Consider the following 23202-nt stretch of genomic DNA (forward strand, 5'->3'; position numbering starts at 1 on the left):
GCAACTCACCACAGACGGAAGGGAGTTGCGGGGAACCTCGCGGCAGGGCACAGAGCCTTTCACGTCCCTGACACAACTGACAAGCGACCTGTTCACATCCGGTTACCGATGGTGGCGGCGCGGATGCGTGCCGCGAGCGAGCCCACAACTCCGGCCTCACATACGGAGGCGGGCGTCCTTTCGCTCAAACTGCCGCCGGCCCGGCTCAACGTCCCGCCGGCCCCGCTCGACCTCCCGCCGGCCCCGCTCGACCTCCCGCTGGTCCGGTGCGCGGCGTCACAGCTCGGCCGGCGCCTCCGCGGCGTCCGCCGCCGGGTCCTCCGCGGGCAGGCTGTCCATGAAGGAGCTGACGGAGAAGACCGCGCGGCCGGGTCCGGGCGGGCCGTAGCCGGGCGGGGAGGACAGCCCGAAGTCCTCCATCGTCTGCCGGTAGGCCTGCAGCAGCCGGATGTGGTACTCCAGCGGCGCACCCTGCGGGTTGGCCTTGCCGAGCGGGGTGGTGGGCTCGGGGCACCAGGTGGTGAAGCGGGGCGTGATGCCGTGCGACATGAAGAAGCGCAGCCCCTCGGTGGTCGACGCGATCGCCTCGTCCACCGTCGTGAACCCGAAGGGCTCGGCCATCTCCACGCCCGCCACGAAGTTGGGAATCACGTTGCGCGCGCCGAACACCTCGGCGGAGTCCAGGATCCGCCTGTGCCACTCGTCGCGGCCGACGTAGCGCTCCTTGCCGGGGCAGTACAGCTCGAACAGGCGCCGGTCCCACACCTCGAAGTTGGGGTGGTAGATCTGCACGCCGTAGTCCTTGAACCGCTGCACGTCGGCCTTGGGCAGCGCCTGGGCGACGACCTTGCCGATCCAGCGGCCCGGGAAGCGCTCCTCGATGGCCTTGGCGTAGTGGCCGTAGAAGTCGGCCTCGTCGCGCCCGGCAACCGTTTTCGTGATGGCGCCGCCGGTCAGGGTGTAGGCGGTGGAGGCCTTCTGGGTGTCGTACCGGTCGATGATCTCGAGGGCCTCCAGCACCTCCTCGACGTCCTTCACGCCGGTGTACGGCCGCCCGGCCGCCTTGTGCTGGCGCCAGTTGTGGTTGATGTCGCAGTACTGGCACTCCTCCTTGGCGCCGAAGTACTGGCAGACCCGGAAAACGGTGAGATAGATCAGGTAACCCCACTGGATGGTCGGGGCCACCTCCATCACGGACTTCCCGTTGGAGAGGGTGTGCCGGTAGTACTCCGGCATGGGCGGCACACCGACGTCGGCGATCCGCTTCCCGTCGAGGTAGAGCCCGAGCAGCCCTTCCTCGTCGGCGGCCACCCGGTACGGCGAGGCCGGGTTCACCCGTACGGAGACGACGGTACGGCGCAGGTCGTACGGCCCACCGGTGAGGATGATCTCCTCCGGCGGGCGCCTGAGCGCGGCCTCGCCGAGTTCGGGCAGGGTGCCGTGGTCGAAGGAGAAGATGAAGTACGACTTGGGCTTGACCTCGCCGCTCTCGTTGTCGCTGAGGGCGGACGGGTCGAAGGCGACGCCGCCGCGGAGCAGGTCCTCCTTGAAGACGGCTTCCCGTGGTACGTGCGGGAACCGCTCCATCAGATCCTCGACCAGCGCGGTACGACTGCCCATCCGTCTGTCTCCTCCCGGTTCAGGCGTACGGCTTACACCGTATGCCCCCGCCTGCGGCTCAGCCGTGCCGGGTCCCCGCGCGGCGGGCGATGTGGTCCGGTACGGCGGTCCGGGCCGGCAGTGCCGGGTCGGGCTCCGGGGCGCCCCAGACCGTGGTCAGCGGCAGGACGCCGGCCCACAGGCCGAGGGCGGCGTCGGGGCCGTCGCCGTCGTCGGGGGCGCCGGTGCGGATCTTGACGGAGGCCTCCTGGAGGGACAGGGCGAGCAGGGTGGTGGCGGCCAGTTCCCTGCGGTTGGGGCGGCGGGCGTACGACCACTGGCCGGGCGCGGAGTGCTCGGTGAGCCGGCGCAGGCCCGCGAGCTTCTCCTCGGGGTCGGTGACCTTGCGGGCGATGCCGTGGATCATGGCGCTGCGGTAGTTGACGCCGTGCTCGAAGACGGACCGGGCGAGCACGAGCCCGTCCACGTGCGTCACGGTCACGCACACGGGGGTGTCGCCGGCGAGGCTGCGGCTGGCCACGGACCCGTGCAGATACAGCCACCGCTCGTCCCGCCCGTAGACCGTGGGCACGACGACCGGCCGCCCGTCGACCAGCACCCCGAGATGACAGACGAAGGCGGCGTCGAGGATCGCCTCCAGCTCCGCCCGCTCCAGGCTGCCCTGCTCGCGCAGCCTGCGGTGCCGGGTGCGGTCGGTGACGGGCAGGCGGGCGGGAAGCGGTTCCTGGGTCATGCAGCCGAAGGTACCGATATCGCATCCATCGAGCCAGCGAGATTTCAGAAACATCAATCAACACCGCCTACTGCGACGAAATCCGCAGCAAGCCTCCCTCCCGTGCCCTTCCGGATGAGAGGGTCGGCGCACACGGACTCTCCGGGAGGGACGCAACTGTGGCAGGGACGGCCGAGACCGCCGGGGCGGTCACCAACTGGGCGCGCACCATCACCTACTCCGCGCGGGAGTTCCACCGGCCGCGCACGCTCGACGCGCTCGCGGCGCTGGTGGCGCGCAGTGCACGGGTACGGGTGCTGGGCAGCGGACACTCCTTCAACCGGATCGCCGATCCGGGCGCGGACGGTGTCCTGCTGTCCACGGCCGGTCTGCCGCCGGTGATCGAGGTCGACACGGCCGCGCGCACCGTCCGGGTCGCGGGCGGAGTGCGTTACGCCGAACTGGCCCACACCGTCCACGCGCACGGCCTCGCCCTGGCCAACATGGCCTCCCTGCCGCACATCTCGGTGGCCGGTTCGGTGGCGACCGGCACCCATGGATCGGGGGTCGGCAACGGGCCGCTCGCCTCGGCCGTACGGGAGGTGGAGCTGGTCGTCGCGGACGGCTCGACGGTGACGATCGGCCGGGGCGACCCGCGGTTCGACGGTGCCGTGACCTCGCTCGGCGCGCTCGGCGTCGTCACCGCGCTCACCCTCGACCTGGAGCCGGCGTACGAGGTCGAGCAGCACGTGTTCACCGAACTGCCGCTGGAGGGGCTGGACTTCGCCGCCGTCGCCGCCGCCGGATACAGCGTGAGCCTGTTCACCGACTGGCGGGCGCCGGGCTTCAGGCAGGTGTGGGTGAAGCGGCGCACGGACCAGCCCGCGGTGGACTTCCCGTGGGCGGCGCCCGCGCGGGTGCCGCTGCACCCGGTGCCGGGCATGCCCGCGGGCAACTGCACCGAGCAGCTGGGCGTGCCCGGGCCGTGGCACGAGCGGCTGCCGCACTTCCGGGCGGAGTTCACGCCGAGCAGCGGGGAGGAGATCCAGTCGGAGTACCTGCTGCCGCGGACGGCGGCGGTGGAGGCGCTGCAGCGGATCGACGCCCTTCGCCCGGCGGTCGCCCGCGTCCTGCAGACGTGCGAGGTACGGACGGTCGCCGCCGACACACAGTGGCTCAGCCCCGCCCACGCGCGGAACTCGGTGGCCCTGCACTTCACCTGGGTGCGGGACGAGGCGGCCGTCCTGCCGGTGGTGCGCCGGCTGGAGGAGGCGCTGGTGCGGTTCGATCCGAGGCCGCACTGGGGGAAGGTGTACGAGGTCCCGTCGGCGGTGGTCCGCCGGCGCTACACCCGCGTCGACGCATTCCGCGACCTCGCCCGCTCCCTGGATCCGGCGGGGAAGTTCACCAACGCCTTCGTGCGGGATCTGCTGGCAGACTGACGGTCACCTGGCGCGGTCTCGCCGCGGCGGACTTTCTACAGCCCCTTTCCTAACCCCTTGTCGAAATTCCCTCCCAGCCCATAGCCTGGCGCCCGCGCCGGTGCCGGAGCCGCCCGGCCTGGTCCGGCCGGACGGGATGGGAGGGGCCCCGCGTTGAAGCGCACATCACGTGACATCCGCACCGCGAACCGCTACGAGGTGCTGCGCCAGATCATCGCCGAGTCTCCCACCTCCCGGCAGGAGCTGGCCGCCGCCACCGGGCTGAGCCTGGCCACGGTCGCCACGCTGGTCGGTGAGCTGCTCGACCTCCGCATGATCACCGAGGTGGGGTTCGAGGACTCGGCCGGCGGCCGCCCCCGGGGCCTGGTCGCCGTCAACGCGTCGGGGGGCGCGTTGATCGGCGTCGACATCGCGGAGACGTACGTCCATGTCGAGCTGTTCGACCTGGCGCTGAACGTGCTGGCCCGCGCCGACGAGGACATGCGGCCCGGCGAGAACCGCCCGGAGCAGGTGGTCGGCCAGGTGGCCGCGGCCGTCGGCTCGGTGGTGGCGCAGGCCGGGGTCGAGGCGGCCCGGGTGCTCGGCGTCGGGGTGAGCGTGCCGGGCCAGGTGGACCGGGACACCGGCGTCGCCGAGTACGCGCCCAACTTCGACTGGCACGACGTACCGTTGCTCGACCTGCTCGCCGAGCACATCGCCTACCCCCTGTACCTGGACAACCCGCTGCGCGCCTGCGCGGTGGCCGAGCTGTGGTTCGGGGCCGCGCGGGGCCGTGGGGACGCGGTCGTGGTCAACCTGGGCACGGGGGTCGGCGCCGGGCTCGCCCTCGGCGGGGGGCTGCACCGGGGCGTGAGCAACAGCGCCGGCGAGTGGGGCCACACCACGCTGGTGCTGGACGGGCGGCTGTGCCACTGCGGCAATCACGGCTGCGTGGAGACGTACGTCGGCGCGCCCGGCATCATGCAGAACCTGCGCGAACTCGACCCCCGGTCGCCCCTGCTGCACCCCGAGGACCAGACGGCCAGCATCGACGCGCTGGCCGGCGCGGTGGCCGCGGGCGACCCGGTGGCCCTCAAGGTGGTCCGGGACACCGCCCGTTACCTGGGCGCCGGCGTCTCCGACCTGATCAACCTGCTCAACCCCGAGGTGGTCGTGCTCAGCAGCTGGGTCGCCGCCCGGCTGGGCGAGCCGCTGCTCGACGAGGTCCGCCGGGCCGTCGCGCGGCACGCGCTGCGCCGGCCGCTGGCCGCCACCGAGATCGTCCTCTCCCCGGTCCCCACCGACCCGGTGTCCCTGGGCGCGGCCACGTTCGCGCTGGAAGGGGCACTGCAGTCCGTCGGGCAGAGGCCTGGAAAGCGCAGCAGCACAAGGAGCCGTACCGCACCGCCTTCATGACGACGGAAGGGATGCACGTGTCTCACCCCCGCGCCAGGAGATCCTCCCTGCTGCTGACGGCCTACGCCGCACTGGCCGTCACCGGAGCCCTCCTCACCCCACCTTCCGCGCGTGCCGACGCCGCCCCGGCCGCCGCCGAGGTCTCCCCGCACGCCGCCCAGACCATCGACAACATCGGCGCGTCCGGCGCCTGGTGGGTCAACGACCTCCAGCACTTCGCCCCCGAGGTGCAGTCCGTACGACGCAGCCCGGGCCAGACGGTAACCGTCGCTCTCCCCTGACCGAGGGCCGTCGGCCACTCCCCTGACCCCGCGGCCCTCAATTCCCTTTTCCCACCGTGCCGTTCGGGATCCCGAACCGGACACAACGCTTCGAACAGACTTCGTCCAACCCCTTGCCGAAGACTTAGCCGAAGGTTAACGTCCCGCCAGCCTCAGCAGCACCCGCACCTCGACAGACAAGGACGTCACCATGTCGGCAGAGCGCAACAGCACCTGGGACCGCCGCTCGATACTCCGGGCCGCCGCCGGTCTGGCCGTCGCCGCCCCGCTCGCCGCGTGCGGCAGCAACAACGGGCGCGGCGGGAGCGGTTCGGGCAGGCAGCTCACCCAGATGTTCCACGCCTACGGCGAGCCGGGGGTGGAACAGGCGGTGAAGCGGTACGCCGCCGCGTACAAGAAGGCGCACGTGAGCACGCAGTGGATCACCAGCGCCGACTACGAGAGCAAGCTGTTCGCCACCCTGCTCACCAAGAACGCGCCCGACGTGTTCGAGTTCCACCCGCAGATCCAGCTGGTGAAGAGCGGTCAGGTGGCGGACCTGAGCGACATCGTCAATCCGGTCAAGGACGACTTCAACGCGGCCGACATCACGTCACACACGGTGGACGGGAAGATCTACGGCGTCCGGATGATCGACGACCCGCAGTTCTTCTTCTACCGGCCCTCGCTGTTCGAGAAGGCCGGCGTCAAGGTCCCCGAGACCCTCGACGAGCTGATCGAGGCCGCCGCCAAGCTCACCACCGGCAAGACGAAGGGCGTCTACCTCGGCAACGACCTGCACTCGATCATCAACCCGCTGATCTGGTCCGCCGGCGCCGACACCCTCGACGACAAGAACCGGATCGCCTACCACACCCCCGGAGTCGTCGAGGGCCTGAAGAAGCTGCGCACCCTCTTCACCAGCGGCCATCTCCTCCTCGGCGCCCCGACGGACTTCTGGGACCCCTCCTCGCTCAGCCAGGGCCTGTGCGCCATCCAGTTCTGCGGCATGTGGGCCATGCCGCAGTTCCAGAAGGCGCTCGGCGACGACCTCGGGATCTTCCCCTTCCCGAAGACCGTCGACTCCGGCAAGCCCTCGGTCTACAACGGCGGCTGGTCGATGTTCGTCAACGCCAAGGGCGCCGACGTCGACGCGGCCAAGGAGTACGTGAAGTGGCTGTGGATCGACCAGAAGCAGTACCAGGAGGACTTCTCGACCTCGTACGGCTTCCACATCCCGCCGCGCTCCTCGATCGCCGCCTCGGCGAGCACGCTCAAGTCCGGTCTGCCCGCACAGGGCGTCAAGCTCTTCAACGACTACGGGCACTTCGACAACATCGGCTGGACCCAGGCGATGATCCAGGCGACCTGGGACCTCCTCGCCAACTGCGTCCGCAAGGACGGTGACCCGGAGAAGGCCCTGGACGAGTGTGACACGACCGTCAACCGCGAGCTGAAGAAGCTGTTCGGATAGGCCGGCGGACGGACCACGACATGTCGACGACGACCAATCCCGCCCTCGCGGACCCCGCCCCGGCGAAGGCCCGGCCGGCCCGCACGTGGCGGGGTCTGCGCGGCAGCCGCACCTTCAACTTCTGGCTCTTCATCAGCCCCTTCCTCGTCGGGCTGGTGTTCTTCATCTACGTGCCGATCGTCTGGAGCGTCTACCTCAGCTTCTTCGACGCACGCTTCACGGTCACACCGTCGAAGTTCATCGGTTTCGACAACTACGCGTACATGCTGACGGACCCCAAGTTCGTCCACTCGCTCGGCACCTTCACCGTCTTCGCCGCGTTCATCGTGCCGACCACCTGGGCGGTGTCGCTGGGCCTCGCCCTGCTGGTGAACCGGCTGCGGTTCATGCGGGCGTTCTTCCGGTCGGTGTTCTTCCTGCCGACCGCGTGCAGTTACGTCGCCGCGTCGCTGATCTGGAAGATGTCCCTCTTCAGCGGTGTGCGCTTCGGCCTCATGAACACCGTCCTCGGCTGGTTCGGGATCGACAACATCGCCTGGCTGGCGAGCCCCAGCCCGCCCTGGTACTGGCTGGTCATCGTCACGGCACGGCTGTGGCTGCAGTCCGGTTTCTACATGATCCTCTTCCTGGCCGCGCTGCAGAACATCCCGGCCGAGCTGTACGAGGCGGCCGCCATCGACGGCGCCGGACCGGGCTGGCAGACCTTCCGGCACATCACGCTGCCCCAGCTGCGCGCCACGTCGACCGCGGTGATCCTGCTGCTGCTCATCGCCGCGTACCAGGCCTTCGACGAGTTCTACAACCTGCTCGACAAGACGACCTGGGGCCGCCCGCCGCTGGTCGAGCTGTACTACACCGCCCTGGGCACGGAACAGGACTACGGCGCCGGCAGCGCGGGCGCCGTCATCCTGACCGCGCTGATCGTCGTCGTCACCCTTTTCCAGGGCAGGATCATGGGCTTCGGAAGGGGTGAAGAGTCCAAGTGACCGCCAGACGCAGGGGCGGGGTGATGGGCAACACCGGTCTGTGCATCGCCACCGGTGTCGCCGCCCTCCTCTTCCTGATCCCGTTCTACGTGCTGCTGCGCAACTCCCTGTCCACCGACGCGGCGATCACCGGGGAGCACTGGGAGTTCTTCCCCACGCACCTGCAGTGGGGCAACATCGGCGAGCTCTTCGACGACCAGTCGGTGCCGTTCGCCCGGGCCCTGCTGAACTCCACGGTCGTCGCCGTCTCCATGACCGCCGGCATCCTGCTGGTGTGCTCGCTCGCCGGCTACGCCCTGGCCCGCATCCCGTACCGGCACGCCAACAAGATCTTCTACGTCGTCCTCGGCACCCTGATGGTCCCGACCTCGGTGACCTTCGTGCCGAGCTTCGTGCTGGTGTCCTCACTCGGCTGGGTGGACACCTACCGGGGCCTGATCGTCCCGGGCCTGTTCAGCGGTTTCACCTGCTTCCTGTTCCGGCAGTACTTCCTCGGGTTCCCCAAGGAGCTGGAGGAGGCGGCGCGGGTGGACGGGCTCGGCCACTGGGGCGCGTACTGGCGGGTCGTCGTACCCAACTCGCTGAACTTCTTCGCCGCGATCGCCACGATCACGTTCATCAACGGCTGGAACGCCTTCCTGTGGCCGCTGGTCATCGGGCAGGACCCGAGCTCGTGGACCGTGCAGGTCGCGCTCTCGTCGTACATCACCAACCAGACCGTCGTCTTCCACGAGATCTTCTTGGCAACCGCCATTTCCATCCTGCCCCTGCTGTTCGTGTTCCTCTTCCTCCAGCGCTGGCTGGTGCAGGGGATCGCGCAGACCGGCATCAAGGGCTGAGCTAGGAGACCGATGCCTGTGAGCAAGCGCACCGTCACCGACTACGTCGAGGACGTCTCGCCGGGCTCCGGGGCGCTGCCGCCCCGCGCCTGGTACGCGGCCTCCGGCGCCGCCTGTCTCTCACTGAACGGCAGCTGGCGCTTCCGGCTGTCGCCGACGGCCGACGCCGAGGACGACTCCTTCGCCGAGGAGGGGTACGACGCCGGTGACTGGGCTCGGATCGCGGTCCCCGGCCACTGGGTCCTGCAGGGCCACGGCGCCCCGATCTACACCAACCACCTCTACCCGTTCCCGGTCGACCCGCCCCGGGTACCGACGGAGAACCCGACCGGCGACCATCTGCGGGTCTTCGACCTGCCGCAGGACTGGCCGGACCGCGCGGCCGGGGGCGCCGTGCTCCGCTTCGACGGGGTGGAGTCCTGCGCCCGGGTGTGGCTGAACGGCACGGACCTCGGCGAGTTCAAGGGCTCCCGGCTGCCGCACGAGTTCGCCGTCGGCCATCTGCTGCGGCCCGAGGGCAATGTCCTGGCCGTCCGGGTCCACCAGTGGTCGGCCGGCTCCTACCTGGAGGACCAGGACCAGTGGTGGCTGCCGGGCATCTTCCGGGACGTCACCCTGCTGCACCGCCCGGCGGGCTGTGTCCTCGACTTCTTCGTGCACGCCTCCTACGACCACCGCGCCGGCACCGGAACCCTGCGCGTCGACTCCGACGTGGACGGCCGGGTAACCGTTTCCGAGCTCGGCGTCGACATCGCGACCGGCGAGAGCGTGACCGTACCGGTCGAGCCGTGGTCGGCGGAGACCCCGAGGCTGTACGAGGGCACCCTGGCCACCGAGGGCGAGCGGGTACCGCTGCGCATCGGTTTCCGTACCGTGGAACTGACGGACGGCCTGATCGAGGTCAACGGCAGGCCGGTGCTGTTCAAGGGCGTCAACCGGCACGAGTGGCACGCGGAGAAGGGCCGCGCGCTGGACCTCGCCACCATGCGCGAGGACGTGCTGCTGATGAAACAGCACAACATCAACGCCGTCCGCACCTCCCACTACCCGCCGCACCCGGCCTTCCTCGACCTGTGCGACACGTACGGGCTGTGGGTGATCGACGAGTGCGACCTGGAGACCCACGGCTTCACCGAACAGGGCTGGCGGGACAACCCGGTGGACGACGACCGCTGGACCCCGGCCCTGCTGGACCGGGCGGCGCGCATGGTCGAACGGGACAAGAACCACCCGTCGGTCGTCGTCTGGTCGCTGGGCAACGAGGCCGGCACCGGCCGCGGCCTGACCGCGATGGCCGAGTGGATCAAGGGCCGGGACCCCTCCCGGCCGCTCCACTACGAGGGCGACCTCAACTGCCGTGACACGGACGTGTACTCACGGATGTACGCCGACCACGCCGAGGTCGAGCGGATCGGCCGGGGCCTGGACGGCGGCACCCTCAAGCGGCGCGGGCTCCCCTTCATCCTCTGCGAGTACGCGCACGCCATGGGCAACGGCCCCGGCGGACTCGCCGACTACCAGCGGCTGTTCGAGTCGTACGACCGGCTGCAGGGCGGATTCGTGTGGGAGTGGATCGACCACGGCATCGCCCACCCGGAGCTGGGTCACGCCTACGGCGGCGACTTCGGCGAGGAGCTGCACGACGGCAACTTCGTCTGCGACGGCCTGCTCTTCCCGGACCGGGAGCCCTCCCCCGGCCTGGCCGAGTTCAAGAAGGTGATCGAACCGGTCGGTATCACCGGCGACTTCGGCGACGGCACGGTCCGGATCACCAACAAGCAGGACTTCGCCGGGCTGTCGGGGCTGGCGTTCTCGTGGTCGTACGAGGTCGACGGGGAGACGGTGGAGTCCGGGACGCTGTCGGTGCCGGCGCTGGCGCCCGGCGAGTCCGCCGACGTCAAGCTGCCCGCACCGCCCGCCGGGGCGCCGGCCGGTGAGGCCCTCTGGACGGTCCGGGCGGCGCTCGCGGCGGACTCCGCCTGGGCGCCGAAGGGCCATGTCGTGGCCTGGGGCCAGGTCCCGGTGTCCGAGCGCCCGGTGCCCACGGTCCCGGCGACCGCCCGGCCGGTGACCGGCGACGGGGTGATCACCCTCGGCCCCGGCACCTTCGACGCCCGCACCGGCGCCCTGACGGCCGTCGGCGGCGTGCCCGTCTCCGGGCCGCGCCTGGACGTGTGGCGGGCCACCACCGACAACGACGACGGTGCCCCCTGGCAGTCCGACCTGCGCTACGGGCTGGTGTGGCGGAAGCTCGGCCTGCACCGGATGCGGCACCGGCTGGACGGGGTGGAGACCGGCGAGCACACGCTGACCGTGCGCACCCGGGTGGCGCCGGCGGCGCGGGAGCTGGGCCTGTCGACGGTATACCGCTGGACGTCGGATGGAGACCGTCTGCGGTTGACCGTATGCACCATCCCCGAGGGCGACTGGACCGTCCCCCTGCCCCGGCTCGGCATCCGCTTCGGACTCTCCGCCGCCGACCGGGTGCGGTGGTACGGCGGCGGCCCCGGCGAGGCGTATCCGGACACCAGGACGGCGGCGGCGGTCGGCCGTTGGCAGTCGACCGTGGACGGCATGCAGACGCCCTACGTCCGCCCGCAGGAGAACGGCGCCCGTATCGACGTCCGCTGGGCCGAGCTGGGCGGCCTGCGCATCGAGGGCGATCCGGCCTTCTGGCTCACCGCCCGCCGCTGGACCACGGAACAGCTGGACGCCGCCACGCACCGCACCGGTCTGGCTCCCGGCGAGACGGTCTGGGTGAACCTGGACCACGGCCAGCACGGCATCGGCTCCCAGTCCTGCGGCCCCGGCCCGCTGCCCCCGTACCACCTGCGGGCCGAACCGGCGGAGTTCTCCTTCGTGTTCTCCGCCGCCCCCGACGCGAAGTCCAGTTGACCGACACGGTCCCGAGGTCCACCGCGGCCGGCCGGCTCTTCTCCCGGCCGCCGCGGGTCTCGGCCCGAGCCTGCACTTCACCCGGCGGGGTTGCGGGTGTGCACGCCTTCGACGCCGTACACATCCGCATCACCAACAGAGTTCGTCTGACGGCGAGTTACGGCCTGATGGCGGTGGGCGCGGCCAAGTGGTCACCCGCGGATCTTCTCGGCCGCCTTCACCGTCCCTCCGGCGAGCCCCGACCTATTTCCTGGTATACCTAGCTTGTTGCCTAGAGGGCCTAGGCAGCGCTACGTATTGCGGAAAGGCAGGGCTCCCATGGCCCGAGCGGGCCTCAGCGTCGACCGTGTCGTCGCGGCCGCCGCCGAACTCGCCGACGAGGCGGGCTTCGAGAACGTCACCCTGTCCGCACTGGCCCGCCGCTTCGGCGTGAAGGACGCGAGCCTGTACTCGCACGTGAGGGGCCTCGCGGACCTGCGCACCCGGCTCGCGCTGCACGCGGGCGGCGAGCTGATCGACCGGATCGCGGCGGCCGTGGCGGGCCGGGCGGGCAAGGACGCGCTGGCCGCCTTCGCCGGCGCCTACCGCGCCTACGCCCTGGAGCACCCCGGCCGCTACGCGGCCACCCAGATCCGCATCGACCAGTCCCTCCTCGCCGGCTCCCCCGCGATGCGCCGCACCGCCGAGATCACCTACGGCATGCTGCGCGCCTACGGCCTCGACGAGCCCGACCTGACCGACGCCGTACGCCTGCTGCGCAGCACCTTCCACGGCTACTGCGCCCTGGAGTCCGCCGGCGGCTTCGGTGCGGACCGGGACGTACGGGCCTCCTGGGACAAGGCGATCGACGCCCTGCACCTGGCCCTCACCCACTGGCCCCGGGAGAAGGAAACCGATGACTGAGCCCCCGCACCACGACGTCACCGGCAGCGGTCCCGTGCTGCTGGTCCTGCCGGGCGGGGCCGGGCATCCGATGGGGCTAGGACCGCTGACCGAGCGGCTGGCGGCGCACTTCACCGTGGTGACGTACGACCCGCTGGGCCTCGCCCACGGCCGGCTCGGCCTGCCGGTGCCCGAGCAGCGGGTGGCGGACTGGAGCGAGGGCGCGCACCGGCTGCTGGAGGCGGTGCTTCCCAAGGGCGGGTCCGCCTACGTCTTCGGGACCAGCTCCGGCGGCATCGCCGCGCTGGACCTGCTCGCCCGGCATCCCGGGCGGCTGGTGCACGTGGTCGCGCACGAGCCGCCCGTGGTGCAGGTCCTCCCGGACGCGGACCGGCAGCGGACGATGTTCGCCGAGGTGGCCGACACCTACCGGGCCGCCGGGTCGCGGGCGGCCGGGGCCCGGCTGGCCGCCGGGCTCGACGGCACACCCGCACCCGAGGCGGGGGAGGCCCAACCGCCCATACCCGGCGAGGAGTTGACCACGCCCATGGGCATCTTCCTCACCCGGGTCCTGCTCCCGTTCACCGCGTACGTGCCGGACACGGCAGCCCTGCGGTCCGTCTCCGCGCGTCTCACCCTGGGCGCGGGTACCGGCTCCCGGGGCCGGCTGCTGCACCGTACGGCCGTGACGGCGGCGGAGTCGGCGGGCGCCGCGTTCACGGAGTTTCCCGGCGGCCATCTCGGCGCCCTGGAACATCCGGAGGAGTTCGCGCGGTGTCTCGTGGACGCGCTGCACTCCTCCGGGTCCCGGGCCGCCGGGTAGCGGTCACTGCTCGGTCGCGGGGTGTCCCTTGCCTCAGGCCCAGGCGAGGCGGTCCGCGCCGGAGGTGTTGGTGGTGGCCAGGCCCAGGTGGGTGCCGCCGCCGGTGAGGGTCTGGATGCTGTAGGTGTCGCCGGTGCGCAGACCCGGCCAGTAGACCGCGCCCATGTGCAGGGCCCGGAAGGTGTCGGTGTCGGCCTGGATGAAGGCGACCGAGTTGGGGTCGCTGGACGCCGAGGCGGGCCGGTCGTAGTTCAGCCCGGTCGTCATGGGGGCGCCGAACTCGTCCGCGACCGTGCGGGAGGCGCACGTGCCGATCCGCGCCTTGAGGTCGGCGACCCACTCCGCGTAGGTGGCGCTCTGCTTCCAGAAGCCGTAGTGGTGCAGGGACAGGTAGGTGCCGTCGAGGCGGTGGTCCGCGCAGACGCTGACGACGCTGTCGTTGTAGCCGGAGCCGCTGACGAAGACGCGGTCGCGGGGCACGGAGGGGTAGGTGCCGATCCACTGGGCCACCAGGTCGGCCCAGGCCTGCGCGGTGTAGCCGTGCGGCTCGTTCATCGGCTCGAAGTAGACCAGCGGGTTGCGCCGGTAGGTGTGGGTGACGGTGCCCCACATGCGCCAGAAGTCCGGCAGGTTGTCGATGAAGCCGTCCTTCCGGGCGCCGGTGCCCTCCCAGTAGCTGAGGACGACCTTGAAGCCGTGTGCGGTGGCCGCGTCGATGACGGCGCGGTAGGAACGCCAGTAGGAGCCGTTGACGGTGTACGGGTTGACCGGCAGCCGTACCGTGTCGGCCTGGAGGTTCTTGCGGAAGCCGGCGATGACGTCACTGGCCTTGGCGTAGGTGGTGGCGTAGTCGTCGGACAGGCTCAGGCCGGACAGGACGACGGGGTCGTCGGCGTAGTTGTCGCGCGGGTCGGCCCAGTTCACTCCGTGGAACTGCCGGGGTTCGAGCGAGGCGGCGGCCCGGTCCGCGCCCGACGCCGGGACGGAGGCCAGTCCGATGAGGGCAGTGCTGCTCAGCGCGACGGCCGCCGCGAGAACGGTACGGGTGAGTCGGGGTGCGCGCCGTGCGGCTCTGCGTGCGGAGCGGAACATGTGCGGGGACCTTCCTGTCGCGGGTCTGGGGCGGGAGGCGGCGCGCGGACACGGGCGTCGGGCGGGGTTCCCGCGGGCGCCGGCGGGGCCGGTCCTCGTGCTGGGCCGAAGGCTTGGGCGGCTCAGGGCGGCTGCATGGGCTAAGGCGCGCCACGGGGGTGGCCCGACGCGCTGTCACGCCGTAACGATCACCTTTCGGGCGAGAGCCTCGCCGTAGCCGCCCGGCACTGTCAAGGCATCGGACAGGACTTCGTCAAACCCCTACTGGAAGTGCGGGGCGCCGCTGAGTGCCTGCACCTCGCCGTACGACGGAGTGGCGCCCTCCGGCGTCCCCCCGGCCGCCACGGCGGCCATCGCCGCCACGGCCGCGCCCAACGCCCGCCGGTAGAGCAGCGAGCCCAGGCTGACGCGGCGGACGCCGAGATCGGCGAGACGGGCGACGGTGGGTCCCGTGGGCGAGTAGAGGATGTTGAGGGGGACGTCGAGGTGGCGGACGAGTGCCGCGATCCGCCCGGGGTCGGTCAGTCCGGGCACGAACACCGCGTCGGCACCGGCCTCTTGGTAGGCGTCGAGCCGCCGCAGGGTGTCCCGCTCGTCGCCGTCCCCCGACCAGTACGTGTCGGTCCGGGCGTTGACGAACAGGCCGGGTACGGCTGCCTTCACCGCGGCGATCTTCGCCGCGTGCCGGTCACGTGGGCCGAGCCCGTCCTCCAGGTTGACCCCGGCCGCCCCCACCGCCCGCAACTCGTGGGCCAGCGCGGCGACTTCTCCGGGATCCTCGCTGTAGCCGTCCTCGGCGTCGACCGACAGCAGGTAGGGCTCCGAGCCGAGGGTCAGGGCGAGACGCAGCGTGTGCTCCCGGGTCGCGCCGTCGCCGTCGCGCAGTCCGGCGGCCGCCGCCACGGCCAGACTCGTCGTCCCGATCGCCGGGAAGCCCCGCGCGGCGAGCGCGGCAGCCGAGGCGTGGTCCCAGGCGTTGGGCAGGAGCAGCGGCTCGCCGGGCCGGTGGTGCAGGGCGGCGAACGGGGTCACGGTGGGCTCTGCGGTCATACGGCCATGCTGGGCGCGGGTCGTTTCGGCGCCGGCCGAACCGTTCGGGCCGGCCCCGCTGCCGCCCCGCGTCCGGCCGCGCCGCGCTCCTCGCAGGGGCGCCGGGAGCCCGGCCGGTGCGCGCCCGCGTTCGCCTCGCGCGGTGCCGCTTCCCCGAAGAAGATCACCGGTGATTTCGCGGTGCTCAGCACGACGCCCCTCGGGATTGCCCGCCTCACTCGCCGAGAGGCGGTCCGATCAGCTCCGCCATCCGGCGCACGACCTCGACGGGCAGCGCCGGGTTGCGGGCGGCCGTCTCCGCGGCGCCGTCGCGGCGCAGCAGGCCGGTCAGGAGACGGGCCGGCAGGGCGGGGTGGCGGGCGGCCGCGCCGCGAATGTGTTCGTGGGGGTCCTCCAGCAGCCGGGCGGCGGCGGTCGGGGACAGCCGCGGGTCGGCCGCCGCGTCGCCCCGTACCTCGGCGTCGGCGTCCCGGCTGAACCGCTCGACCAGGTCCGGGGTCGAGTCGGGGTCGTCCAGTGCCAGTCGGCGCATGCGCGGGTCGGGATCGTCGGCGTACCGCAGCAGCCCACGGCGGGGGAAGTTCGGATGACCGCGCGGGCGGTCGGGGGTGCTCAGGCTGCCGGTCCACCACCGCCACACGCCGAGAAGCATGTCGGCGGGCGCGTCGTCGCAGGACTCGGCGAGGAAGAGCTGGACGACCCGGTCCTCGTCCCGGGCCAGGCGGGCCACCAAGTCGGGCGGGAGGCGGCGGGCCCGGGCGACGCTGCGGCGCACGAGGGGGTGGGCGGAGGCGGCCAGCCGGCGCATGGCGTCGGGGTCGCCGTGGCGGCCGACGACCCAGTCGAGCGCCCAGGAGACGGCCCGGGGGTCGAAGTCGATGCGGATGCGGGCGCGTTGTTCCTCGGTGAGGTCGGCCCGCACCGAGACGGCCCAGCGGACGCCGGCGTCGGGGTCCTCGCCGAGCAGGGCGACCAGGTCCGGGTCCAGGTACGGATTGGCGGCCAGGCGGCGGCGCTCGTCTCGCTCCCCTTGCCGCGCCAAGTGCGCCGCGAGGTCACGTTCGAGGCGGCACGTCTCCAGCGCCTCGGGCCAGGCACCGCCCTGGCTTTCGTACACCGGCCGCGGCATCGGCTGTTCCCGGTGGTGCAGCAGCAGCGCCGTCGTGCGCACTCGTTCGACGGGGTCGGACAGCAGCGCCCGGCGTGCCGCCTCGTCGAGGTGCGGCCAGGCGGCCGTGCAGGCCGCGTACCGCACCCCGCCGTCGGGGTCGGCGGCCAGCGCGACCGAGACGGCCGCGGGCAGGCCCGCGAGGCGGGCGGCCTCCGAGCGGACGCGCGGGGAGGGGTCGGCGGCGAGCCTGCGGCAGGTGTCCCCGGGCAGCTCGGCCCGGCGGTCGGCGGCCAGCAGGGTGAGGATCCACCGGTTCCGCTCGTCCTCCTCGCCGAGGATCGCCCGGGACCACTGCTCGGCGCTGATGCGGGGCTGGCACTCGGCCGTCCGCTGCCGGAACTTCGGGTCCGGGTGGGCCAGGGCCGCGTCCACGACCTCCGGCGGCATGGCGCCGTACATCGCGTAGTGCGACCGCTCCAGCAGCCGGGTGCGCACGTCCAGCGGGGTGGCCGGGTTGAGGGAGAGGCCCCTCGCCCACGCGTTGAGCAGCTTCTCGGGCGGCCTCAGCAGGAACAGCGACTCCCACGCGGCGGCCCGCTCCTCGGGCGTCTCCCGGCCCGCGGCCCGAGCGGCCGCCTCCTGGCGCTGCCTGATCCGGTCCTGCGCGATCAGCCAGACCTCGTGCACCTCGGTCGTGCCGGCCACCAGGGCGTCGCCGTCCAGGGACAGCGTGACGAACTCCGGCTGCCCGGGGTGCTCGCCCAGCACGCCGGCGAGATCCCAGTCGCCGGTGAGCCGCACCCGGGTCCAGAACCCGCTCGCCGCCCGCCCCCGGTCCCCCGCGACGGAGATCAGGAACACCCCGTCCGCGCCGAGGATCCCGGCCTCGGACGCCAACCGGTGCCACTCCCGGTTGAGTTCGGCCACCAGGTCGGGCCGGTCCGGCCGCAGGGTCACGGCCGGCTCGGTCTGCCATCCGATGACGCGACGCCAGGCCGACCAGGGCGGCAGCACCTCCTCGACCCGCCAGTCCCCGACGATCTCCAGCCCGGCCCGCCGCAGCAGCGCGGCCGGCTCTTCGCTCCCACCCCTCATGGAGATCATCCTGCCGCACGGGCCCCCACCACGGCCGAACCCGCCCGGCAGGCCCCGGCTCACCGCCGTACGACGACGCCCGCTCCCTCCCGCACGCACTCGCCGCTGTACGACGACGCCCGCTCCCTCTCGGACGCGCTCACCGCCGTACGACGACCTCCGCTCCCGCCGCCGTCAGCCGTACCCGAGCCGCGCCGCCCCCGCTCCACCGGACCTCCAGCTCCCCCTCCCCGTCCGGCCGCACGGACACCAACTCCCCCATCGGGGGCGGATCCGCCTCTCCGGTGAGCCGGGCCAGTGCGACGAAGAGGGTGTCCCCCTCCCCGACGGTCCCGGTGAGCGCGCCGGACAGGCCGACGGCGGGCAGGAGTTCGGCGCGCAACCCGTCGGGGGCCACCCATCCGGTGATCCGCACGGGCGTGCCGGGCTCGGCCCCGGCCACGAGATGGGCGCGTACCTCCACCGCGCCCTCGGCCAGGACGACGCTGGTGACGGTGATCCCGTCGCGCACGGTGTGCCGGGAGGCGATCCACCCCTCGCCCGTGCCGAGCGGCTCGATCCCGGTGCGGCCCGGATCGCCGCCGACGATCACGCTGTTGTCGTACGACGCGACGGGCACGGTCGCGGTCGAGTAGGCGAGCCGGGTGTAGTAGGGGTCGTAGCGGACGTCCTCGCTGCCGTGGTTGTGCAGCCGGACCACGCCGTCCGAACGGGTGGTCTGCAGCAGCCAGTTGGGGACGGGGAGGGGGCGCACCTCGTCGGCGCGGTCGGCCGGGCCGGGTTCCTCCGTCGCCGTCCACACCTCGTGCTCCGGGGGCAGCAACAGGCCGAGGAACCCTTTACTGGCCCAGTACGGGGAGGCCGGCCCCGAGTACGCCTGTACGAGCGACTCGTCGGGGCCGAGCCAGCCCAGCGGGAGCAGGCCGCACTCGTCGACCGCGCCGCCGTCGAGGAAGTACCGCAGCGCGCCGGACGCGAGGCGCCGGGTCTCCCCGGGGGTCAGGGGGGTCTGCCCGGTCAGCGCGCCGAGCCAGAGCGGGGCGGCCGTCGCGAAACGGTAGGTGAGGGAGCGGCCCTGATGCATCGGGGCGCCGTCGCCGCCGAACAGGCGGGAGTGGTCGGCGAGGTGGAGTGGCAACCGCCGACCGTATACAGAGAGCAGTTCACTGTCGTCCGCCAGCCATGCGTGGAGGACCGTGTACAGGTGCATGGCCCAGCCGTTGTAGTGGTCGAACTTGCGGCCGTCGCCGTCGGTGTACCAGCCGTCGCCCAGGTACCAGCCCTCGATCCGCTCCAGGCCGCGGTCGATCGCCTTGCGCGCGGCGTCCGGCCGGTGGCCGATCTCCTGCAGGAAGCCGCCGACGGTGACGGGGAACAACTCCCAGTTGCAGGGCCAGGGTTCGGCGGTGAGCGCGTCCGCCAGCCAGTCGGCGGTGCGCTGCCGTACCGGGTCGTCCAGCCGGTCCCACAGCAGCGGCCGGGTGAGGCGGAGGGCGAGCGCGACGGACGCGGCCTCGACGAGCGGCTGGCTGCGGTCCCCGATGCGCGGCCACACCCCGCCGGGGCCGGTGGCGAGCCCGTCGGCGTACCGGCCGAGCGCGGTCTCGTCGCGGCGGAAGGCGGCCAGCAGCAGCGTACGGGCGTACCCCTCCAGGCCGTCGGAGAGGCGGCCCGCGTGGCTCACATGGTCGCCGGGCAGGTGGTACAGGGCGCGGTCGGCGGTGGCGTACGGCTCGACGGCGGCCAGCAGCGCGTCGGCGGCGGTCTCCCAGTGGGCGCGGGTGTAGCCGGTGCAGGGGCTCGACGCGCGGTCGTCGGGGGGCAGTTCGATCACGGCGGTGGGTTTCCTTCCTGGCGAACCTGGGGCGCCCCGGTTCCGGTCGGGGCGCCCCAGGGCTTCATCCCACCCGTACGGCGCCCTCGGGCACCAGATGCCGGGCGAGAAGTCCGTCGCGGACGAGGCCGGCGCAGACGGTGGCGCCGTGCACGGAGGTGTGCGTGTTGTCGTGCTTCTCGTCGGTGAGGGCGCTCGGCATCTCGGGGTACGTCCCCGACAGCGGCCGGGACCGGGTGGCCGGCGTCGGCATCGCGGGGCGGGACGCGGCGTACGCGTACACGGTCGGGCTCGCCGACTCGGCGGCGCAGTACTGGGGAGCCGCACGTGCGTCGGACGGGTATTTCTCGGTGTTCCGCATCCTGCCGGGTGCATACACGCTGACTGTCTACAAGGGCGAGTTGGCTGTATACAGTACGCGGGTGACCGTATCCGCGGGCGCGACGACCACGCTCAATACGATCACCGGACCGGCGACGTGGTGATCGGAAGCGGTTCCGAGACCTCCGCCTTCCCGTGCTGTCTGCGGAAGGACGTCAGCAGCGGGCTGCTCGTCCGCTTCAGGCTGACCGCCGCACAGGCCGCCGCCGCGCACACCCTGCGGATCGGCGTGACGACGGCCTACGCCGACGGACCGCCGCAGAGCACGGTCAACGACGGCTGGACGTCGGCGATCCCGTCCCCGCCCACCCAGCCGAGCACCCGGTCCCTCACCGTGGGCTCCTACCGGGGCAACAACCACACGTTCAGCTACGGCGTCCCGGCCAGGGCGTGGCGCACGGACCCCAGCCAGTACAACGTGCTGAAGATCGACGTGGTGAGCGGTTGGGCCGCGCCCTGCCACAGGGTGTGGGGCACCCGGGCACCCGGTGCGCCTCCGCGTCGACTAGCGTCGTGACATGACCAGCAACACCTCCCCCAGCCTCGCCGACGCGCTCGCCGCCGGGACGGTCGTGCTCGACGGCGGCATGTCCAACCAGCTGGAGTCGGCCGGGCACGACCTCGGCGACGAGCTGTGGTCGGCGCGGCTGCTCGCCGAGCGGCCGGAAGCGGTGACGCAGGCGCATCTCGCCTACTTCCGGGCGGGCGCGGACGTGGCCATCACCGCGAGCTACCAGGCCACCTTCGAGGGTTTCGCGCGGCGCGGGACCGGCCATGCCGAGGCCGCGCGGCTGCTCGCGCTGAGCGTGGAGCTCGCGCGTGAGGCCGCCCGGCAGGCCCAGGGCGCGGGCGCCGACCGGCCGTTGTGGGTGGCGGCGTCCGTCGGGCCGTACGGCGCGATGCTCGCGGACGGCTCCGAGTACCGGGGCCGGTACGGGCTGAGCGTGGCCGAGCTGGAACGCTTCCACCGGCCGCGGATGGAGGTGCTGGCCGCCGCCGCGCCGGACGTCCTGGCGCTGGAGACGGTGCCGGACGCCGACGAGGGCGCGGCGCTGCTCGGGGCGGTGCGCGGGCTGGGAGTGCCGGCGTGGCTGTCGTACACGGTCGACGGTCGGCGCACGCGGGCCGGGCAGCCGCTGGAGGAGGCCTTCGCCCTCGCCGCCGGTGTGGACGAGGTGATCGCGGTCGGCGTGAACTGCTGTGTGCCGGAGGACGTCGGGCCCGCGGTGGAGATCGCGGCGCGGGTCACCGGCAAGCCGGTCGTGGCCTATCCCAACAGCGGCGAGGCCTGGGACGCCGAGGCGCGCGCCTGGACCGGGCGGACCAGGTTCGGCGCCGACCAGGTGAAGACGTGGCGGGACGCGGGGGCGAGGCTCATCGGGGGGTGCTGCCGGGTGGGACCGGAGGGGATCACGTCGATCAGGCAGGCGCTGGGCAGCGCCCCCTGATCGGTGCCTCTTCGCCCCCCTTCTCCCCTGCGGGGGCCGCCCATCGGCACTGGCCCGCGTCCCCTGCTGAGCGCCAGCCTCCCGCATGGGAACCGGTTTCTATGCTGTTGCCGCACCTGGGCACGCACGTGGTGGTGCGGGATTCGGTGGGCCGGCCCGGCCGGCGCGGGCGGTAGACGGCTCACCGGCGCCGGGCTCCCACCGACCGCCGCAGGCGCCGTACCGCCGCCGCCAGTTCCGCTCCCGGGGCCCGGAAGTCGGGGGCGTGGGCGGGTTCGGGGACGGTGGGGGCGGCCGACCAGAGGGCGAGTTCCGCATCCCGTGGACCGTATGCGGTATGCGGTCCACCGTCGCCGAAGATCCGCACCGGGTGGGAGGCGTCCCAGGGCTGCCAGCCGGGGTCCCCGGTCGTCGCGAACCGCACCCAGGCCGTGTGCATCGCCTCGGCCAGTTCCCGCGGGGCGCCCTCACCCGCCAGTCTCCTCGACTCGGGCAGTTCGCCGGAGTCGAACACGAATCCCAGCTCCAGGGCGTGGCAGGCGCCGAGGTCGGGGAGGCGGGACGGCCAGGCGAACTCGTAGAGGTGGGAGGTGCGGGGCCGGGCGTCGGCGAGCCGGTGCATCGGGAGGCGCAGCAGGTGGTCGGTGACCATCTGGCCGACGATCTCGGCGGCGCCCGCATCGGGGTGCAGGCCGCGGTAGCCGCGGGGCACCTCGTGGCCGGCGCGGCAGCGGGCCATGGCTCCGGCGAGGGCGACGGGGCCGAGCCGGTCGACGTGGTCCAGCAGGCCGCCGGGCACGAGCCAGAGCCGGTACTCGTCCCGGGTCCAGCCCATGAGCAGGTCGGCGCCCTGCGCGGTGTCGCCGTCGATCAGGGCCTGGAGGGGGTCGCGGGGCACGAGGTCGCCGTCCACGACGATGCCGAACGCGGGTCCGCCCAGGACCGGGCTGCTCAGCCTGCCGACCTCGGCCTGGGTGCGCAGCAGCAGGTCGCGGTCGACGGCGGCGAAGGCCTCGGCGGTGGCGGGGATCCTCAGCCGGCCGGCCATGCGGCGCACCATGCGCCGTACCTTGTCCCGTTCGGACGCCTCCGGTGCCCCGCTCTGCAGCACCGCGCGCCGGATCAGGCCCCGGGCAGCGGGTGCGGCGAGCAGGGCGCCCGCACTGATGGCACCGGCCGACTGGCCGCACAGGGTGACCCGGTCGGGGTCGCCGCCGAAGGCACCGATCGCGTCGTGCACCCAGCGCAGGGCGGCGAGCTGGTCGCGCAGGCCGGGGTTGGGCGGTGCGTCGGGGAACAGCCCGTAGCCCTCGACGCCGAGCCGGTAGTTGACGGAGACGCAGACGACGCCGTCGCGGGCGAAGGTGGCGCCGTTGTAGACGGGAACGGCGGAGGATCCCCTGGTCAGGGCGCCGCCATGGAGCCAGACCAGGACCGGCAGGCGGGCGGCGGGATCCGGTTCGGGGGTCCAGACGTTGAGGTTGAGGCAGTCGTCACCGGGGATCTTCGGGTCGGACAGGTACTGGGCGAAGGCCTCGGAGTACGGCGGTTTCGGCGCGGTGGGCCCGAAGGTACCGGCGTCGCGCACGCCGTCCCAGGGCTCGGGCGGCTCGGGCGGGCGGAACCGGCGGGGGCCGAAGGGCGGGGCGGCGTACGGGATGCCCCGGAACACCGCGACGCCCTGCTCGTACCGGCCGCGTACGGCCCCGTAGGGGGTCCTGACCTCGGGTCTGACCTCGGGGTCCGCCTGGTCTGCCGTCATCGCCCACCAGCCCTTCGCCGCGCACTCGTGCACCGTGCAACATCAGAGCATCACAAGAGCGTCCGGTATTCCGGTGCACGGGCGCGGGGGAGGGCCGTTCG

The 23202-nt window shown here is 72.6% G+C and carries 17 protein-coding genes and 2 pseudogenes; 11 read left to right on the plus strand and 8 right to left on the minus strand.

Features of this window, described 5'->3' with window-relative positions; translation table 11 throughout:
- Nucleotides 1-276 precede the first annotated feature (276 nt).
- On the minus strand, nt 277-1620 hold the full coding sequence (locus ABB07_RS07860) for a radical SAM protein (RefSeq protein ID WP_208898039.1): 1344 nt from the start codon (nt 1618-1620) through the stop codon (nt 277-279).
- Between the two features lie 58 nt (nt 1621-1678).
- Complete coding sequence (locus ABB07_RS07865; RefSeq protein WP_208898040.1) at nt 1679-2353, minus strand: pyridoxamine 5'-phosphate oxidase family protein; 675 nt, start codon at nt 2351-2353, stop codon at nt 1679-1681.
- Nucleotides 2354-2511: 158 nt separating this feature from the next.
- On the opposite strand from ABB07_RS07865, the gene ABB07_RS07870 reads away from it, so the two are divergent.
- From ABB07_RS07870 to ABB07_RS07910, 9 genes are all read left to right on the plus strand, one after another.
- Nucleotides 2512-3774 (plus strand): FAD-binding protein, encoded by a 1263-nt coding sequence (locus ABB07_RS07870; protein ID WP_208898041.1) that lies wholly within the window; start codon nt 2512-2514, stop codon nt 3772-3774.
- Between the two features lie 153 nt (nt 3775-3927).
- On the plus strand, nt 3928-5169 hold the full coding sequence (locus ABB07_RS07875) for an ROK family transcriptional regulator (RefSeq protein WP_208898042.1): 1242 nt from the start codon (nt 3928-3930) through the stop codon (nt 5167-5169).
- Nucleotides 5170-5186: 17 nt separating this feature from the next.
- Entirely contained in the window at nt 5187-5450 is a 264-nt protein-coding gene (locus ABB07_RS07880; RefSeq protein WP_341845874.1) for a hypothetical protein, read from the plus strand.
- Nucleotides 5451-5640: 190 nt separating this feature from the next.
- On the plus strand, nt 5641-6903 hold the full coding sequence (locus ABB07_RS07885) for an ABC transporter substrate-binding protein (protein WP_208898043.1): 1263 nt from the start codon (nt 5641-5643) through the stop codon (nt 6901-6903).
- A gap of 20 nt (nt 6904-6923) precedes the next feature.
- The gene (locus ABB07_RS07890) at nt 6924-7889 is read left to right on the plus strand and encodes a carbohydrate ABC transporter permease (RefSeq protein WP_208898044.1); all 966 of its coding nucleotides are present in this window, start codon (nt 6924-6926) and stop codon (nt 7887-7889) included.
- Nucleotides 7890-7912: 23 nt separating this feature from the next.
- On the plus strand, nt 7913-8728 hold the full coding sequence (locus ABB07_RS07895; RefSeq protein ID WP_208903333.1) for a carbohydrate ABC transporter permease: 816 nt from the start codon (nt 7913-7915) through the stop codon (nt 8726-8728).
- An 18-nt stretch (nt 8729-8746) separates the two neighbouring features.
- The gene (locus ABB07_RS07900; RefSeq protein ID WP_208898045.1) at nt 8747-11623 is read left to right on the plus strand and encodes a glycoside hydrolase family 2 TIM barrel-domain containing protein; all 2877 of its coding nucleotides are present in this window, start codon (nt 8747-8749) and stop codon (nt 11621-11623) included.
- Nucleotides 11624-11941: 318 nt separating this feature from the next.
- Nucleotides 11942-12526 (plus strand): TetR-like C-terminal domain-containing protein, encoded by a 585-nt coding sequence (locus ABB07_RS07905; protein WP_208898046.1) that lies wholly within the window; start codon nt 11942-11944, stop codon nt 12524-12526.
- Nucleotides 12519-13328, plus strand: coding sequence for an alpha/beta fold hydrolase (locus tag ABB07_RS07910; RefSeq protein ID WP_208898047.1), 810 nt, complete (start codon nt 12519-12521; stop codon nt 13326-13328). Before ABB07_RS07905 ends, ABB07_RS07910 begins: the two co-directional genes overlap by 8 nt.
- 33 nt (nt 13329-13361) lie before the next feature.
- Here the strand turns inward: ABB07_RS07910 and ABB07_RS07915 are convergent, their stop codons facing one another.
- The 5 genes and pseudogenes from ABB07_RS07915 to ABB07_RS07935 form a co-directional block, all read right to left on the minus strand.
- The gene (locus ABB07_RS07915) at nt 13362-14420 is read right to left on the minus strand and encodes a cellulase family glycosylhydrolase (protein ID WP_208898048.1); all 1059 of its coding nucleotides are present in this window, start codon (nt 14418-14420) and stop codon (nt 13362-13364) included.
- 261 nt (nt 14421-14681) lie between these two features.
- Nucleotides 14682-15470 (minus strand): isocitrate lyase/PEP mutase family protein, encoded by a 789-nt coding sequence (locus tag ABB07_RS07920; RefSeq protein WP_208898049.1) that lies wholly within the window; start codon nt 15468-15470, stop codon nt 14682-14684.
- Nucleotides 15471-15684: 214 nt separating this feature from the next.
- On the minus strand, nt 15685-17676 hold the full coding sequence (locus ABB07_RS07925; protein ID WP_208898050.1) for a PE-PGRS family protein: 1992 nt from the start codon (nt 17674-17676) through the stop codon (nt 15685-15687).
- 139 nt (nt 17677-17815) lie between these two features.
- Nucleotides 17816-19507, minus strand: coding sequence for a DUF2264 domain-containing protein (locus ABB07_RS07930; protein ID WP_208903334.1), 1692 nt, complete (start codon nt 19505-19507; stop codon nt 17816-17818).
- Between the two features lie 67 nt (nt 19508-19574).
- A pseudogene (locus ABB07_RS07935) lies at nt 19575-19700 on the minus strand (carbohydrate esterase); the annotation flags it as partial.
- A gap of 1 nt (nt 19701) precedes the next feature.
- Here ABB07_RS07935 and ABB07_RS07940 point away from each other — a divergent pair.
- Both ABB07_RS07940 and mmuM read left to right on the plus strand, forming a co-directional pair.
- A pseudogene (locus tag ABB07_RS07940) lies at nt 19702-20408 on the plus strand (polysaccharide lyase family protein); the annotation flags it as partial.
- A 1-nt stretch (nt 20409) separates the two neighbouring features.
- Nucleotides 20410-21339: a homocysteine S-methyltransferase gene (gene mmuM / locus ABB07_RS07945; protein WP_208898051.1), complete on the plus strand. Its 930-nt coding sequence runs from the start codon at nt 20410-20412 to the stop codon at nt 21337-21339.
- A gap of 181 nt (nt 21340-21520) precedes the next feature.
- On the opposite strand, the gene ABB07_RS07950 is transcribed toward mmuM, so the two are convergent.
- Nucleotides 21521-23101, minus strand: a complete 1581-nt coding sequence (locus tag ABB07_RS07950) for a carboxylesterase/lipase family protein (protein WP_208898052.1) — start codon at nt 23099-23101, stop codon at nt 21521-21523.
- Between the last annotated feature and the right edge of the window lie 101 nt (nt 23102-23202).

Source organism: Streptomyces incarnatus (genome assembly GCF_001027185.1).
Classification (GTDB): Bacteria; Actinomycetota; Actinomycetes; order Streptomycetales; family Streptomycetaceae; genus Streptomyces; species Streptomyces puniciscabiei.

What these genes read in the sequence shown, in the direction of transcription:
- ABB07_RS07860 (WP_208898039.1), bottom strand. Translation starts at nt 1,620, where the DNA reads ATGGGCAGTCGTACCGCGCTGGTCGAGGATCTGATGGAGCGGTTCCCG.
- ABB07_RS07865 (WP_208898040.1), bottom strand. Translation starts at nt 2,353, where the DNA reads ATGACCCAGGAACCGCTTCCCGCCCGCCTGCCCGTCACCGACCGCACC.
- ABB07_RS07885 (WP_208898043.1), top strand. Translation starts at nt 5,641, where the DNA reads ATGTCGGCAGAGCGCAACAGCACCTGGGACCGCCGCTCGATACTCCGG.
- ABB07_RS07890 (WP_208898044.1), top strand. Translation starts at nt 6,924, where the DNA reads ATGTCGACGACGACCAATCCCGCCCTCGCGGACCCCGCCCCGGCGAAG.
- ABB07_RS07895 (WP_208903333.1), top strand. Translation starts at nt 7,913, where the DNA reads ATGGGCAACACCGGTCTGTGCATCGCCACCGGTGTCGCCGCCCTCCTC.
- ABB07_RS07905 (WP_208898046.1), top strand. Translation starts at nt 11,942, where the DNA reads ATGGCCCGAGCGGGCCTCAGCGTCGACCGTGTCGTCGCGGCCGCCGCC.
- ABB07_RS07910 (WP_208898047.1), top strand. Translation starts at nt 12,519, where the DNA reads ATGACTGAGCCCCCGCACCACGACGTCACCGGCAGCGGTCCCGTGCTG.
- ABB07_RS07915 (WP_208898048.1), bottom strand. Translation starts at nt 14,420, where the DNA reads ATGTTCCGCTCCGCACGCAGAGCCGCACGGCGCGCACCCCGACTCACC.
- ABB07_RS07920 (WP_208898049.1), bottom strand. Translation starts at nt 15,470, where the DNA reads ATGACCGCAGAGCCCACCGTGACCCCGTTCGCCGCCCTGCACCACCGG.
- ABB07_RS07925 (WP_208898050.1), bottom strand. Translation starts at nt 17,676, where the DNA reads ATGAGGGGTGGGAGCGAAGAGCCGGCCGCGCTGCTGCGGCGGGCCGGG.
- mmuM (WP_208898051.1), top strand. Translation starts at nt 20,410, where the DNA reads ATGACCAGCAACACCTCCCCCAGCCTCGCCGACGCGCTCGCCGCCGGG.
- ABB07_RS07950 (WP_208898052.1), bottom strand. Translation starts at nt 23,101, where the DNA reads ATGACGGCAGACCAGGCGGACCCCGAGGTCAGACCCGAGGTCAGGACC.